Origin of the sequence: Caviibacterium pharyngocola (assembly GCF_002795405.1) — a bacterium.
Classification (GTDB): Bacteria; Pseudomonadota; Gammaproteobacteria; order Enterobacterales; family Pasteurellaceae; genus Caviibacterium; species Caviibacterium pharyngocola.
This window is the reverse complement of the sequence record NZ_PHGZ01000020.1, coordinates 58,421-73,077: the sequence shown is the minus strand read 5'-3', so window position 1 is coordinate 73,077 and position 14,657 is coordinate 58,421. Positions and strand designations below refer to the sequence as shown.

Genomic DNA, 14,657 nt, shown 5'->3' with positions numbered 1-14,657 from the left:
TTATTGATTTTAAATGGATTAATTCATCTCTCGAGTTTCAATAAGTTTTAAGTGGTTTTTTAAAGTTTCATAGAAACCTACATAAAAAAATATAGGCTAAAATGTAGCTTACTTGGCTAATTAAGTATATAAAATGTTGCTATTATACTGGATTTTAGCCGGCTTTATTATTCAGGATGAAGGATTTCTTGCGGAAAACAGGGTTTAAAAGATTTTTCTGCGCTATACAAGTCCACTGACTCAGCCAAAAATAGGTGGTAAACCCACCTCAGTTTATTGACAAAGTATACTTAAGTAGGATGGGCTTTAGCCCATCATATTGAAATAATTATATTTTTTTGATGGGCTGAAGCCCATCCTACACATAAAATACGATTTAAATCAGGTTTGTCATCAGTCTAAGGTGGTAAGGTAATGTCATTTCCTTTGGATTTTGGAAATATTCATCTTCAATGGCATCAAAAAAATTATAAGCCTTTCTGTTTTTAGAGCAGATTTAGAAAGAAATATCTGAGCAATTTTGTTGAATAATTAAGATCGATTTGACTCGCAATGATTTAGTCAATTTATCATTTAAGGCTTTTATTTCTGAAAATACTTGATTTCTTTCAATAGAAAAAGTGTAAGATTTAAAATGAAAATAGGTAGTTACAGATTTAAAAATAAGCTTAATCTGATGTTTTTTATAGAAGTTTTGTATTCTAGCGACAATTTTATCATTTTGAGTGAAAAAGATTAAATTATGGTATTTTTCCTTATTCATCCTTATATCCTATGAAACATATTTAATAATAATTTTCTCAATCGTTAACCTGATCAATAAGAATTGTTCTTTTTTCAATCTTATTAATGCCATTTTCTTGATAAAGAGCCTCAACTTTCCCCTCTAAACACCAAAATTCATTTTCATAAAAAATCTCTAACCACATTTTTTCTTCTGTAACTTCGGGTTTATTCGATTGCAATTCAAATGTATAAGGATATGAGGAGTTTGTTTGAAATCCCTTAAACCAAACATAAGTATTCGGTTTATCATCCTCTTGCTCATATTCAAATTTAATACTAAGTTCTTTTGTTGCAGGATTAAATTTTATCCAACAAGGGAAAGGTTCCTCCCATAAGGATTCGGAACTTCCCTCAAGAAATTCCTCATATTCCGCAACAATATCAAGTTCTTCAAGTTTCATAGGTTATTCCTCATTATCCGTACCTTGTTGGTTTTGATTGCTTATAAAAACTTCTTATGGAATAGATAGAGATTTTCACTATAACCGATATTCTCAAAAGAGTAAAACAATCACAAAATACCACTAAATGAAAAGAATTTAGACTCAGTGAGTTTGAATGATCTGAGAAAACCGGTAATACGGCACTTTTTTGCAACAATATGAAAAAAGATCAAAATTTTACTTGATACTGTATATCAATACAGTTAATATTATATGTAATTCTACTAATGATGATTTTCCTGAGGTATAAAATGGCGACACAAGAAGATAAAGCAAAAGCATTGGCTGCCGCGTTAGGTCAAATTGAAAAACAATTTGGTAAAGGCTCGATTATGAAATTGGGCGAAACCAAAACCTTAGACGTCGAAGCGGTTTCGACCGGTTCGTTAAGTTTAGACGTTGCATTGGGGATCGGCGGTTTACCGATGGGGCGTATCGTGGAAATTTTCGGGCCGGAATCCTCCGGTAAAACCACGTTAACGCTCTCGGTTATCGCGCAAGCGCAAAAAGAAGGAAAAACCTGTGCGTTTATTGATGCGGAGCACGCATTGGATCCGATTTATGCGGCAAAACTCGGCGTGGATGTAAAAGAATTATTGGTTTCCCAGCCGGATAACGGCGAACAAGCCTTGGAGATTTGCGACGCGTTAGTGCGTTCCGGCGCGGTGGATGTGGTGATTGTGGACTCGGTTGCCGCCTTAACGCCGAAAGCGGAAATCGAAGGCGAAATGGGCGATTCCCATATGGGTTTACAAGCACGTTTGATGTCACAAGCGTTGCGTAAATTAACCGCACAAATTAAAAGCTCGAACTGTTTGGTCGTGTTTATCAACCAAATTCGGATGAAAATCGGCGTAATGTTCGGTAATCCGGAAACCACAACCGGCGGTAACGCGCTGAAATTCTATGCATCCGTGCGTTTGGATATTCGTCGCGTGGGTGCAATTAAAGAAGGCGATCAAGTGATCGGTAACGAAACCCGTGTAAAAGTGGTGAAAAATAAAGTAGCACCTCCATTCCGTCAAGTGGAATTCCAAATCCTTTACGGCGAAGGTATTTCGAAACAAGGCGAATTAATCGAACTCGGCGTTAAACACAAATTGGTGGATAAAGCCGGCGCGTGGTATTCCTACCAAGGCGAGAAAATCGGTCAAGGTAAAGCCAATGCGATCAAATGGTTGACGGAACATCCTGAATCGGCGCAAGAATTGGAAAATAAATTGCGTGCCGAATTATTGGCGAATCCGGAAAAAGCGCTAATGGCGGACATTGAACAGCCGGAAGAAGCGCTAAACGAAATGGATAGCGATTTCTAATAAACTACACTGAAAAGTGCGGTTAAAATTGACCGCACTTTCATCACTTTTTATTTCATCTAACGCTCTATCTTATAGCTGAAACATCGGTTAAGTAAACGAAATGTCATCTCTTTCACTCGGCTATGTGCTGAATTTGTTAGCCAAACGCGAATACAGCGAATTCGAACTTCGTTGTAAAATGCAGGAAAAAGCTTTTTCCGAACAAGAAATTGAGCAAACTTTAGCACATTGTCGGCAAAAAAATTGGCAAAATGATCGACGCTTTACGGAAAATTATCTTTATATGCGCTCGCAGCGCGGTTACGGCGTGCAGCGAATTAAACAAGAATTGCGCCAATTAAAAGGTATTCAAGCGGATTTAATCAATGAAGTATTGGACGAATCCGAAATTGATTGGACGCAAATAGCCCTCTCTGTATTACAAAAAAAATTTCCGCAATATCGCACCGCACTTGATCTGAAAACCAAACAAAAGATTTGGCGCTATATGCTCTCTCACGGATTTTCTCCCGACGACTTTGCCGATGCTATGTGCTCCTCGCACGAGGATGACTAAAGATGTAAAGGCGAAAACAATGCGCGATAAATTTTCGCTTGGATGTCTTTCCTGTCTTCCGTTAGCATTTTTGACGTAGTACTTTTTTGCTTAACAAGCTGCACTTTTCCTCTTTTTTCCGCCTCTTGTTCAAACACGCTTTCGAGCCGCTTAGAGAATAATTCTCAATTACAATAACTATTTGATTTTAATCATTTTTTCGTTTGTTTTTTAAGCCGTGCATTGAATAATTTGATCGGAGTCACAGTCTTGTGCTGCCTAATAATGGTTAAATAACCCATTGATTTATGACTTACTAAATATGGGGGGATATTTATGAGTGAATCGATGGATAAATCACTGCTTTCCCGAAGAACTTTTTTAAAAGGCTCTTCGCTTGGCGCCGTTGCCGTCGCAGCGGATATTTCTTTACCTTTCAATGCGGTGGCGAATCCGTTACCGACCGAACCGTCCGATAATGAAGAGAAAATCGTCTGGAGCGCCTGCACAGTAAACTGTGGAAGCCGTTGCCCGCTAAGAATGCACGTTAAAGACAATAAAATCACTTACGTCGAAACCGATAATACGGGCACGGAAACTTATAATGCGGATCATCAAGTCCGCGCTTGCTTGCGCGGACGCTCAATGCGTCGTCGCGTATATAATCCGGATCGCTTGAAATACCCGATGAAACGTATCGGTAAACGCGGTGAAGGCAAATTCAAACGGATTAGCTGGGGCGAAGCATTAAGCGAAATTGCCGAATCATTAAAGAAAAATATCGCCCAATATGGAAATGAAAGCATCTATTTGAACTACGGCACGGGTACGTTAGGCGGTACGATGACAAAATCTTGGCCACCGGGTGCGACATTGATCGCGCGTTTGATGAACTGTGTCGGCGGCTACCTCAATCATTACGGTGATTACAGTACCGCGCAAATTGCCGTCGGATTGGATTATACCTATGGCGGCGGTTGGGTAGTCGGTAATGGTATGGCAGATATTGAAAATACGAAATTAATCGTGTTATTCGGGAATAATCCTGCCGAAACCAGAATGAGCGGCGGCGGTTTAACCTATTGCATTCAACAGGCAAAAGAAAAATCCAATGCCAAATTGATTATTATTGATCCGCGTTATACGGATACCGGCGTCGGTCGTGAGGACGAATGGATTCCAATCCGCCCGGGTACGGATGCAGCGTTGGTCTCCGCTCTTGCTTATGTAATGATCACCGAAGATTTAATAGATCAGGCTTTTCTTGATAAATATTGTGTCGGTTATGACGAAAAAACTTTACCGGAATCCGCGCCGAAAAACGGTCATTATAAAGCCTATATTTTAGGTCAAGGCGATGACGGCATAGCCAAAACGCCGGAATGGGCGGCGAAAATCACCGGCATTCCGCGCGAACGGATTATCAAGTTGGCTAGAGAAATCGCTTCGGCAAAACCGGCATTTATTGCGCAAGGTTGGGGACCGCAGCGTCGCAGTAACGGCGAATTGATCTCTCGCGCGATTGCAATGCTACCGATTTTAACCGGCAATGTGGGGATTCACGGCGGCAACACCGGCGCACGGGAAAGTGCCTATGCCATTCCGTTTGTTCGGATGCCGACTTTAACCAATCCGGTGCAAGCCAGCATTCCGATGTTCTTATGGACGGATGCCATTTTCCGTGCCCACGAAATGACCGCACTCACGGACGGTATTCGCGGCGTAGAAAAATTAACCGCGCCGATCAAAGTGATTTGGAATTATGCAAGTAACTGCCTAATCAACCAACACGCAGACATCAATCGCACGCACGATATCTTACAGGATGAAAGTCAGTGCGAATTGATTGTCACGATCGATAACCATATGACCTCAACGGCAAAATACAGCGATATTTTATTGCCGGATTGCGTGGCGGCGGAGCAAGCAGATTTTTGTTTGGATGCCTATGTCGCCAATATGAACTATGTGATTTTCGCTGATCAAGTAGTTGCGCCGTCATTCGAATGTCGTACTTTGTACGATATGATGAGTGATTTGGCAGAGAAATTGGGCGTGAAAGATCAGTTCACCGAAGGCAGAACGCAAGAGGAATGGCTGCGTCATCTTTACGCTCAATCCCGCGAGCGCCTTCCGGAATTGCCGACGTTTGAAGAATTCAGACAGCAAGGTATTTTCAAAAAAGTGGATCCGAACGGTTTCTATGTTGCCTATAAGAGTTTCCGCGAAGACCCACAAGCCAATCCGTTAAAAACACCGTCGGGTAAAATCGAAATTTATTCCGAACGATTGGCACAAATTGCCGCAGCTTGGACGCTGAAAGAGGATGAAGTGATTCATCCGTTGCCGGTTCACGCCCAAAGTTTCGAACATTACGGCGATCCGTTAATGCAAAAATATCCGCTACAAATGACCGGTTTCCACTACAAAGCGCGCACCCATTCCACATATGGCAATGTGGATGTGATTAAAGAAGCGAATCCGCAAGAAGTTTGGATTAACCCGATTGACGCGGAACCGAGAGACATTAAAAACGGCGATATGATCAAAATTTTTAACGATCGCGGAGAAGTGCGCATTCACGCAAAAGTCACACCGCGTATTATTCCCGGCGTAGTTGCGCTAAGCGAAGGGGCTTGGTATGCACCGGATAATAATCGCGTGGATCACTCCGGCTGTGTCAACGTACTCACCACCCAACGCCCGTCGCCGTTGGCGAAAGGGAATCCGCAACATTCTAATTTAGTGCAAATTGAGCGCGTGTAAGGAGTAGAAAATGAAACAATACGGTTTTTATTTTGATTCGGAACGTTGCACGGGCTGCAAAACTTGCGAATTGGCGTGCAAAGATTATAAAGATTTGAGTACGGAAGTGAATTTCCGTCGAATTTATGAATACGCCGGCGGAAATTGGGTGCAGGATAACGACGGCTGTTATCGTCAAGATGTCTTTGCGTATTATATGTCAATTTCGTGCAATCACTGCAGTGATCCGGCTTGCACTAAGGTGTGTCCGACCGGCGCAATGCATAAGAATGCCGACGGTTTTGTGATCGTCAACGAAGAAATCTGTATCGGTTGTCGTTATTGTCATATGGCTTGTCCGTATGACGCACCGCAATATGATGCGAAAAAAGGACATATGACCAAATGTGACGGTTGCTATTCACGTATTCAAGCAGGACATAAACCGATTTGCGTGGAAGCCTGTCCGTTGCGTGCATTGGATTTCGCGCCGATTGACGAATTGCGCGCAAAATACGGCGAGCAAGCTTCCATTGCGCCGCTTCCGCCGGCGGAGGTGACACAGCCGAATTTGGTGGTCAAACCGAACAAACACGCCCGCCCAAGCGGTGATACCACGGGCTTTTTAGCGAATCCGAGAGAGGTGTAATATGAACGCAGGTTTACACGAATTACCGTTAATTCTTTTTACCGTCTTGGCACAAAGTGCGGTCGGATCGGTGTTAGTTTTTGCTTTTGCATTGTTTAACACACAAAATACGCAAAGCCGAAATCATATTCACAAAGCGATGTTTGTGCTATTGGCATTGCTCGGTATCGGTTTTCTTTCCTCCGTAATGCATTTAGGTTCGCCGCTGCGCGCGTTTAATTCGCTTAACCGCGTAGGCGAATCAATGCTAAGCAACGAAATTGCAAGCGGCTCCGCATTTTTCGCTGTTGCCGGACTTTACTGGTTATGCGCAATTTTAAATAAATTACCGACCGCACTTGGTAAAGTTTGGATTGCCTTGGCTGCGATTGTCGGCTTGGTGTTTATGTGGATGATGGCGAATCTTTACCGCATTCCGACCGTACCGACGTGGGATACGGTGTTAACGCCGATTTCGTTTTATTTAACTCTTGTAGCCGGCGGGCTTTCCCTTGCCTATGCCCTGTTACAACCGAATCGCCACAAAGAATATTGCCTGAAATGGTTGCCTTGGGCGTATTTAGTCGGCGTTTTGCTGATTGCCATTACCGCAGTATATCAAGGCGTTCACATCGGTAGCATTCAAAGTTCCGCACAACAAGCGGCAGCCTTAGTGCCGGATTTTGCCCAAATGACCGCCTTGCGCTTGTGCTTACTTGGTGTTGCCGCGACCATTTTGTTTAAAGGCAAAAGTTTACCGCTACTCACCCTCGCATTTTTACTCACCTTTGTCGCCGAATTTATCGGCAGAACCTTGTTCTATGGCTTGCATATGACAGTAGGAACAGCGTTCGGCGGTTAAATAATTCGTTCGCATTAAATATAAGGGTAAGAACGGTTTCTTACCCTTCTCTCTTAAAAAGGAATAATATGCACTCGGAACTCATGCAATGGATTTCAACCGGCGGGCGAATTTTAGGTTCGTTATTCTATTACGAACCGACCTCCGCGCAAGCAAAATCTGCACTGGCATTTTTTCAACAACCGGATTGGGCGCTGCAATGGGGAAATGTGGAAAATCCGCAGACCATTACGTTTATTCAACAAGGATTGCAACAAGATTTAAGCGCGCAATATCAAGCGCTGTTTATCGGCCCGAATGCGTTACCGGCGCCGCCTTGGGGTTCGGTGTATTTGGATCCGGAAGCGGTGATTTTCGGCAATTCTCTATTGGATTTGCGTGATTTTTTGGCTCGACATCAAATCGCCTTTTCCGCAAGTCAACAAGAACCGGAAGATCATTTCGGCTTAATGTTAATGCTTTCCGCTTATCTGGCAGAAAATAAACAGGAGTTATTAAGCGAATTTCTTTCTCGCCATTTTCTAATTTGGAGCGGGCGTTATTTGGAATTACTTACCGCGCAAAGCGACTATCCGTTTTATCAAGGTCTGGGCTTATTGGCACGGCAAACGTTGCGTGAGTGGCAAGAAGAGCTCGCATTAATCGTGCCGAAAGCACAATTTTATCGCTAACTTTCGGGGCGGAATATGACGGCGAAAGACGAGCGTTATTATCAAGCCTATTTAAGTCATCACAGCGTCTCGCGACGCGGGTTGTTTCGCGGGGTTTTCGGCGCGGCACATAAAACTTTGAATTCAGATATGCCGCGCACGATAACACGCCCGCCCTTTGCTTGCGCGGAACATTTATTTTCGGAAGTGTGTAACGGCTGCGGAGAATGCGCTCGTGCTTGTCCTTACGGATTAATTGATGTGCATTCCGGCAAAGCCGAATTGACGATTGATTTTGCCGCCTGTGATTTTTGCCGACGTTGTGCACAAAGCTGTGCGACCAATGCGCTCAATGTCGCCTTTAAAGCAGATACAACATTGCGCCCGTCTTTTAGCGAAAATTGCCTGCAACGGCAAAATCAATCTTGCGATGTCTGTCAACAAGCCTGTCCGCAACAGGCGATTTCCGCCGAGCTTGAAGTGGATAATGAAAAATGCAACGGCTGCGGCGAATGTAAAATCCGCTGTTTTATGAGCGCAGTGCAACTGGTTCTTACTGCCTAACCGCCCGAAAATTTCTCGCCGAAAGCCACCGCACTTTTCATTCATCGGAAAAATTAAGCTTTCAATTTAGAATCGCTTTGTGCAAATCCCGGTCAATGATACACTATCGACAATTTTTCAATTCAAAATAACAAGGCATAGGAAAAAATGCGTACCAGTAAATATTTATTATCCACATTGAAAGAAACACCGAATGACGCACAGGTTGTCAGTCACCAATTAATGCTACGCGCGGGAATGGTTCGCCCGTTGGCGTCCGGACTTTATAACTGGTTGCCGACCGGTTTGCGCGTGTTGAAAAAAGTGGAAAAAATCGTGCGTGAAGAAATGAACAAAAGCGGTGCGGTGGAAGTGGAAATGCCGGTGGTGCAACCGGCGGAATTATGGCAAGAATCACAACGTTGGGAGCAATACGGCCCGGAATTATTGCGTTTCGTCGATCGCGGCAACCGCGAATTCGTGTTGGGTCCAACGCACGAAGAAGTGATCACCGATTTGGTGCGTCGCGAAGTCAGTTCATACCGACAATTACCGCTGAACTTATATCAAATTCAAACCAAATTCCGTGACGAAGTGCGCCCGCGTTTCGGTGTAATGCGCGGTCGTGAATTTTTAATGAAAGATGCCTATTCTTTCCACACCAGCAAAGAATGTTTACAACAAACCTATGAAGTGATGTATCAAACTTACAGCAATATTTTCACCCGCTTAGGTTTGGATTTCCGTGCGGTTCAGGCGGATACCGGTTCGATCGGCGGCAGCGCGTCGCACGAATTCCAAGTGTTGGCACAAAGCGGTGAAGACGATGTCGTTTTTTCTACCGAATCCGATTTTGCTGCCAATATCGAATTGGCGGAAGCGGTCGCCGTGGGCGAACGCCAAGCGCCGAGCGCCGCAATGGAATTAGTCGATACGCCGAATGCGAAAACCATCGCCGAATTGGTAGAGCAGTTCGATTTACCGATTGAAAAAACAGTGAAAACCCTGATTGTCAAAGGTGCGACGGAAGAACAACCGCTGATCGCGTTAATTATTCGCGGGGATCACGAATTAAACGAAGTGAAAGCACAGAAATTACCGGAAGTTGCCGATCCGTTGGAGTTTGCCGATGAAGCGGACATTAAAGCCAAAATCGGTGCCGGCGTGGGTTCTTTAGGGCCGATTAACTTACCGATTCCGGCGATTATTGACCGCAGCGTCGCTTTAATGAGCGATTTCGGCGCCGGTGCGAATATCGACGGAAAACATTATTTTAATATTAACTGGGAACGCGATGTCGCATTACCGAAAATCGCAGATTTGCGTAATGTGGTGGAAGGCGATCCGAGTCCGGACGGCAAAGGCACGTTGCTAATCAAACGCGGTATCGAAGTGGGACACATTTTCCAACTCGGCACGAAATATTCCGAAGCGATGAAAGCCACCGTGCAAGGCGAGGACGGTCGTCCGCAAACAATGATTATGGGCTGTTACGGTATCGGGGTCAGCCGTGTCGTTGCGGCGGCGATCGAACAACATCACGACGAACGCGGTATTATTTGGCCGACCGACGCGATTGCGCCGTTTACCGTGGCGATTGTGCCGATGAATATGCATAAATCGGAAAGCGTGCAACAATTCGCCGAAGAATTATACCGCACTTTATTAGCACAAGGCGTGGATGTGATTTTTGACGATCGCAAAGAACGTCCGGGCGTAATGTTCGCCGATATGGAATTAATCGGCGTGCCGCATATGATCGTCATCGGTGAGAAAAACCTCGCCAACGGTGAGATTGAATATAAAAATCGCCGCAGCGGCGAAAAACAAATGATTGCAAAAGAACAATTATTGTCCTTCCTTCAAACGCAAATTCAAGCATAGAAAGACAAACGGCTGAGAAATCTCAGCCGTTTTTGTTTTGCAAATTATGCTTTTTTCTGAAATAAAGTGCGGTCGAATTTTTACAATTTTTCCACCAATTCAACTGCCGCGCCGATATAAGTCGCCGGCGTTAATTGTTGTAAGCGCACTTTTTCTTCTGCAGGAATAGCTAATTTTTCGATAAATTCGCGCATTGCCTGTTCGTCAACCCGTTTGCCGCGGGTTAATTCTTTCAGTTTTTCATAAGGTTTTTCAATGCCGTAACGACGCATTACGGTTTGGATCGGTTCCGCCAACACTTCCCAGTTTTGGTTTAGTTCGTCGCGTAAATGCTGTTCGTTGACTTCCAATTTGCTGATGCCTTTGCGTGTGGCGGCGTAAGCGATTAAACAATAACCCAAACCGACGCCGAGGTTGCGCAATACGGTGGAATCCGTTAAATCGCGCTGCCAGCGTGAAATCGGTAATTTTGAACCCAAATGCGCCATAATCGCATTGGCTAAACCGAGGTTGCCTTCGGAGTTTTCGAAGTCGATCGGGTTGACTTTGTGCGGCATTGTGGAAGAACCGATTTCGCCGGCGATGGTGCGTTGTTTGAAGTGGTTTAACGCGATATAGCCCCATAAATCGCGGTCGAAATCAATAACGATCGTGTTGAAACGCGCCACGTTGTCAAAGAATTCGGCGATATAATCGTGCGGTTCAATTTGCGTGGTGTACGGGTTCCAAGTAATGCCGAGCGAGGTGACGAATTCTTCGCTGAATCGATGCCAGTCGATTTCCGGATAGGCGGATAAATGCGCGTTATAGTTTCCTACTGCGCCGTTGATTTTGCCCAGAATGTCGATCTGTTGCAGTTGTTTGAATTGGCGGGTTAAACGATAAACGACGTTCGCCATTTCTTTTCCGACGGTGGTCGGCGACGCCGGTTGACCGTGCGTGCGGGAAAGCAACGGAATGGTTTTGTATTCGTTTGCCAAGCGGGTAACTTCGTCGATCAATTTTTGCCACTCCGGTAACAACACTTCTTCGCGCGCGGTTTTTAGCATTAAGGCGTGGGAAAGGTTGTTAATGTCTTCCGAGGTGCAGGCGAAGTGAATAAATTCGCTGACGGCGGCAAGCTCGGGAAGTGCGGTGCTTTTTTCTTTTAAAAAATATTCTACCGCTTTCACGTCGTGATTGGTGGTGCGTTCGATTTCTTTAATGCGTTCGGCATCGGAAACGCTGAAATTTTCGACGATTTGATTGAGGTAATCGTTTGCTTTTTGCGACAAAGCGGGAACTTCTTGAATTTGTGCGGTGGCTGCCAATTTTTGCAACCAGCGAACTTCAACGGTTACTCGGAATTTTAATAATCCGAATTCACTAAAAATACCGCGCAATGCGGCGGCTTTGTTTTGATAACGCCCGTCAATCGGGGAAAGCGCAGTTAATGCGTTAAGTTGCATAGCGGTTGCTCCTAAAGAGTTGAGTAGATTTGTTGCGCCGCATCGGCTAATTTACGGCGTGAAAAAAGAATTTGCCATTTGGTGCCGCCCACTTGACGCCACAGCACCGCCGAACGAATGCCGGCGAGCAAACAGGCGCGAATACGGTGATGTATCGCCGGTTGTTGCAAATATTCCGGCGAACCTTTCACTTGAATTTTGCTGCCGAGCGGGCTAATGACGTCCACATAAATGGACGCTAACGTGGCTAACATTTGTTCGTCAAATAAATCATAATGGGTCAGTTGCGTCGGCAAATATTGAATACGGCGCGCCAGCTCGGCTTTGGCTTGCGCATTTTTATTCAATTTGCTTTCCAACGCCAATAAGCTTAACCAATAGCGATGTAAATCCGGATCGCTGCCGTTGAGTTGTTCCAATAAAATTTGAAAGCCTAATTTAAGGTTACGTTCGTGCCCGCCGTAAACTTCAAGCATATTTTCCGGCGTGGTTTGCAAGAGGCTGTTTAATGTCGTTTTAAATGCCGCGTCGTCCGCCGTGCCGTCAATCGCGAATTGTTGTACTAATTTTGCCGATTGACAAACACCCGCCAACGCCAAGGTGATTTCGTAATAATTTGCCATAAAGATAAATCAAAGCTAAACTGAAAATTGTGAGCAATATAGCATTTTTTCGCTATTTTTTAAAGGCGAACCGTTCAAGCCGCTGCCGTCAAGCGGTTATTTTTCAGGAGAAAAAATGAGAACTTTATTCAAAATCGGTTTAATTTGCACCGCACTTTTACCTTTTTACGCGAGTGCGAAAATCACTGTCGAGCAAGCGCAGATTATCGCGACAAAAAACGCCGGCGAACCGAGCGCGATTTTTATGCAAATTTCAAATGATGCACCGCAGGGCGTGGGCTTAGTAATTGCGGAAAGTGATGTTGCGCGTTTGGAATTACACGGAATGCAACAGGGAAAAATGCACGCGTTGCAAGCCATTGATATTCCGCCGGCGGGCAAAACGGCATTAAAACGCGGCGGCTTGCATATTATGGCATTTGATTCGAAACAGGCGATTTTAGCAGGCAGCCGTTTTCCGCTTAAACTGTTTTTCGATAACGGCGAGATTTTATCGCTGGACGCCGTTGCGATCGAACCTTAAAGTAGGCTTTTCGAAAAATAATTAAAGCGCGTTTGCAGCGTCCAACCGGATTTTTGCCAAAACTCGGTTGCCGTTTCGTTGGTTTTAAATGCCAATAAGCGACCTTTGGTGATATTTTTCGCTTTTAAGGTGCGTTCGACTTGCGCGAGTAAGCGCGAGCCGATGCCCAACCCGCGATGACTTTCGGCGACGGCGGCGTGATAAATCGTTGCTCGACGTCCGTCAAAACCGCACATAATAACGCCGACAATGCGATCTTGCGCCACGGCGACATAATTCAAATCGGGATTAAAATCAAGAAATTTGCTGATCGCTTGCGGGTTATCATCTAACGGATTCAGATCCATTCCGTCGATCTTGTTCCAAAGGCGATATACTTCTTCATAATGCTCGGCGAGCATCGGTTTAATTTGATAGTCCATTTCGTTTCCGTAGAGATTAAGTAAAAAGTGCGGTGAAATTTTTGTGAAAATCGACCGCACTTTGCGTTGTTATTTAACTGATTATTTAAGCTGTTGCTCGATAATGCCGCCGCCCAAACAGACTTCGCCTTGATAGAACACGGCGGATTGTCCCGGCGTGACGGCGATTTGCGGTTCGTCAAAACGCACTTCGATACAATCGTCGCTCAGCGGGATAATTTCGCAAGGAATGTCCGTTTGACGATAACGGGTTTTCACCGTGCAACGCAAAGGTTCGCGAATCGGCAGGCGATCCACCCAGTGTAGTTGCTGTGCAATCAAGCCGCGCGAGAGTAGTGCGGAATTATCCAATCCTTGCGCGACGATCAGCACGTTGTTCACCAGATCTTTTTCCACCACATACCAAGCATTTTCGTCTTTGCCTTTGACGCCGCCGATGCCCAAGCCTTTGCGCTGTCCTAAGGTGTGATACATCAAGCCGTCGTGGCGACCGATGACTTCGCCTTCGGTGGTTTTGATGTCGCCGGGTTGCGCCGGCAAATAGCGGGCAAGAAAATCTTTAAACTTACGTTCGCCGATAAAACAAATGCCGGTGGAATCTTTTTTCTTCGCCGTGGCTAACCCAAGATCTTCCGCAATGGCGCGCACAATCGGTTTTTCAATATCGCCGACCGGAAACAGACTTTGCGCCACTTGATCTTTGCTGAGGGTGTAAAGAAAATAACTTTGATCCTTGTTATTGTCCAAGCCGCGCAACAGTTGCGCCCCGTCGTTCGTATCCCGACGGCGCACATAATGTCCGGTAGCGATATAATCGGCACCCAAATCTTCTGCCGCATATTCCAAAAAGGCTTTGAATTTGATTTCTTTATTGCACAGAATGTCCGGATTCGGCGTGCGGCCGGCTTTGTATTCGGCAAGAAAATGTTCGAATACGTTATCCCAATATTCCGCGGCAAAATTAATTTTGTGCAATTTGATGCCGAGTTTATCGCAAACCGCTTGCGCATCCGCTAAATCTGCAGCGGCGGTGCAATAATCCGTGTCGTCATCTTCTTCCCAATTCTTCATAAACAAGCCTTCCACTTGGTAGCCTTGTTGTTGAAGAATAAACGCCGAAACGGAGGAATCCACCCCGCCCGACATTCCGCAAATCACCTTTTTTTGCCCGTTTTCAGTGCGTTGTTGTTCGCTTAATGGCGCAAAATGTTGTTCATAGGTTTTTGATTTCATTGAATTTCCTATT

At 44.9% G+C, this 14,657-nt stretch carries 15 protein-coding genes; 9 read left to right on the top strand and 6 right to left on the bottom strand.

Annotation, left to right across the window (positions count from 1 at the left end; genetic code table 11):
• Window positions 1–496 precede the first annotated feature (496 nt).
• Together CVP04_RS08985 and CVP04_RS08980 are read right to left on the bottom strand one after the other, a co-directional pair.
• Window positions 497–763, bottom strand: a complete 267-nt coding sequence (locus CVP04_RS08985; RefSeq protein ID WP_100297174.1) for a hypothetical protein — start codon at window positions 761–763, stop codon at window positions 497–499.
• A gap of 37 nt (window positions 764–800) precedes the next feature.
• Entirely contained in the window at window positions 801–1,187 is a 387-nt protein-coding gene (locus CVP04_RS08980) for a hypothetical protein (protein WP_100297173.1), read from the bottom strand.
• 293 nt (window positions 1,188–1,480) lie between these two features.
• Here CVP04_RS08980 and recA point away from each other — a divergent pair, with 293 nt between their 5' ends.
• The 8 genes from recA (at window position 1,481) to proS (ending at window position 10,395) form a co-directional block, all read left to right on the top strand.
• Entirely contained in the window at window positions 1,481–2,545 is a 1,065-nt protein-coding gene (recA, locus tag CVP04_RS08975; RefSeq protein WP_100297172.1) for a recombinase RecA, read from the top strand.
• A 103-nt stretch (window positions 2,546–2,648) separates the two neighbouring features.
• Window positions 2,649–3,104, top strand: coding sequence for a recombination regulator RecX (recX, locus tag CVP04_RS08970; protein ID WP_100297171.1), 456 nt, complete (start codon window positions 2,649–2,651; stop codon window positions 3,102–3,104).
• A gap of 315 nt (window positions 3,105–3,419) precedes the next feature.
• A complete protein-coding gene (locus tag CVP04_RS08965; RefSeq protein ID WP_100297170.1) occupies window positions 3,420–5,849 on the top strand; it encodes a DMSO/selenate family reductase complex A subunit in 2,430 nt (809 codons plus the stop codon).
• A gap of 10 nt (window positions 5,850–5,859) precedes the next feature.
• Complete coding sequence (locus tag CVP04_RS08960; protein ID WP_100297169.1) at window positions 5,860–6,477, top strand: DMSO/selenate family reductase complex B subunit; 618 nt, start codon at window positions 5,860–5,862, stop codon at window positions 6,475–6,477.
• Window position 6,478: 1 nt separating this feature from the next.
• Window positions 6,479–7,318: a DmsC/YnfH family molybdoenzyme membrane anchor subunit gene (locus CVP04_RS08955; protein ID WP_100297168.1), complete on the top strand. Its 840-nt coding sequence runs from the start codon at window positions 6,479–6,481 to the stop codon at window positions 7,316–7,318.
• Window positions 7,319–7,386: 68 nt separating this feature from the next.
• On the top strand, window positions 7,387–7,989 hold the full coding sequence (gene dmsD, locus CVP04_RS08950) for a Tat proofreading chaperone DmsD (protein ID WP_100297167.1): 603 nt from the start codon (window positions 7,387–7,389) through the stop codon (window positions 7,987–7,989).
• Between the two features lie 15 nt (window positions 7,990–8,004).
• A complete protein-coding gene (gene napF, locus CVP04_RS08945) occupies window positions 8,005–8,532 on the top strand; it encodes a ferredoxin-type protein NapF (protein ID WP_100297166.1) in 528 nt (175 codons plus the stop codon).
• A gap of 147 nt (window positions 8,533–8,679) precedes the next feature.
• Window positions 8,680–10,395, top strand: a complete 1,716-nt coding sequence (proS, locus tag CVP04_RS08940) for a proline--tRNA ligase (protein ID WP_100297165.1) — start codon at window positions 8,680–8,682, stop codon at window positions 10,393–10,395.
• 80 nt (window positions 10,396–10,475) lie between these two features.
• On the opposite strand, the gene purB is transcribed toward proS, so the two are convergent.
• Together purB and hflD are read right to left on the bottom strand one after the other, a co-directional pair.
• Window positions 10,476–11,843: an adenylosuccinate lyase gene (gene purB / locus CVP04_RS08935; RefSeq protein WP_100297164.1), complete on the bottom strand. Its 1,368-nt coding sequence runs from the start codon at window positions 11,841–11,843 to the stop codon at window positions 10,476–10,478.
• An 11-nt stretch (window positions 11,844–11,854) separates the two neighbouring features.
• Window positions 11,855–12,466, bottom strand: coding sequence for a high frequency lysogenization protein HflD (gene hflD / locus CVP04_RS08930; protein ID WP_100297163.1), 612 nt, complete (start codon window positions 12,464–12,466; stop codon window positions 11,855–11,857).
• Window positions 12,467–12,581: 115 nt separating this feature from the next.
• Between hflD and CVP04_RS08925 the strand changes: the two genes are divergently transcribed.
• Window positions 12,582–12,989: a copper chaperone PCu(A)C gene (locus CVP04_RS08925; RefSeq protein WP_100297162.1), complete on the top strand. Its 408-nt coding sequence runs from the start codon at window positions 12,582–12,584 to the stop codon at window positions 12,987–12,989.
• Here the strand turns inward: CVP04_RS08925 and CVP04_RS08920 are convergent.
• Complete coding sequence (locus tag CVP04_RS08920; protein WP_100297161.1) at window positions 12,986–13,411, bottom strand: GNAT family N-acetyltransferase; 426 nt, start codon at window positions 13,409–13,411, stop codon at window positions 12,986–12,988. The genes CVP04_RS08925 and CVP04_RS08920 overlap by 4 nt on opposite strands.
• Before the next feature lie 81 nt (window positions 13,412–13,492).
• Complete coding sequence (mnmA, locus tag CVP04_RS08915; protein WP_100297160.1) at window positions 13,493–14,644, bottom strand: tRNA 2-thiouridine(34) synthase MnmA; 1,152 nt, start codon at window positions 14,642–14,644, stop codon at window positions 13,493–13,495.
• Between the last annotated feature and the right edge of the window lie 13 nt (window positions 14,645–14,657).

Bases quoted from the DNA above. Each gene is read 5' to 3' on its own strand.
- CVP04_RS08985 (WP_100297174.1), bottom strand. From the start codon at position 763: ATGAATAAGGAAAAATACCATAATTTAATCTTTTTCACTCAAAATGAT.
- CVP04_RS08980 (WP_100297173.1), bottom strand. From the start codon at position 1,187: ATGAAACTTGAAGAACTTGATATTGTTGCGGAATATGAGGAATTTCTT.
- recA (WP_100297172.1), top strand. From the start codon at position 1,481: ATGGCGACACAAGAAGATAAAGCAAAAGCATTGGCTGCCGCGTTAGGT.
- recX (WP_100297171.1), top strand. From the start codon at position 2,649: ATGTCATCTCTTTCACTCGGCTATGTGCTGAATTTGTTAGCCAAACGC.
- CVP04_RS08965 (WP_100297170.1), top strand. From the start codon at position 3,420: ATGAGTGAATCGATGGATAAATCACTGCTTTCCCGAAGAACTTTTTTA.
- CVP04_RS08960 (WP_100297169.1), top strand. From the start codon at position 5,860: ATGAAACAATACGGTTTTTATTTTGATTCGGAACGTTGCACGGGCTGC.
- CVP04_RS08955 (WP_100297168.1), top strand. From the start codon at position 6,479: ATGAACGCAGGTTTACACGAATTACCGTTAATTCTTTTTACCGTCTTG.
- dmsD (WP_100297167.1), top strand. From the start codon at position 7,387: ATGCACTCGGAACTCATGCAATGGATTTCAACCGGCGGGCGAATTTTA.
- napF (WP_100297166.1), top strand. From the start codon at position 8,005: ATGACGGCGAAAGACGAGCGTTATTATCAAGCCTATTTAAGTCATCAC.
- proS (WP_100297165.1), top strand. From the start codon at position 8,680: ATGCGTACCAGTAAATATTTATTATCCACATTGAAAGAAACACCGAAT.
- purB (WP_100297164.1), bottom strand. From the start codon at position 11,843: ATGCAACTTAACGCATTAACTGCGCTTTCCCCGATTGACGGGCGTTAT.
- hflD (WP_100297163.1), bottom strand. From the start codon at position 12,466: ATGGCAAATTATTACGAAATCACCTTGGCGTTGGCGGGTGTTTGTCAA.
- CVP04_RS08925 (WP_100297162.1), top strand. From the start codon at position 12,582: ATGAGAACTTTATTCAAAATCGGTTTAATTTGCACCGCACTTTTACCT.
- CVP04_RS08920 (WP_100297161.1), bottom strand. From the start codon at position 13,411: ATGGACTATCAAATTAAACCGATGCTCGCCGAGCATTATGAAGAAGTA.
- mnmA (WP_100297160.1), bottom strand. From the start codon at position 14,644: ATGAAATCAAAAACCTATGAACAACATTTTGCGCCATTAAGCGAACAA.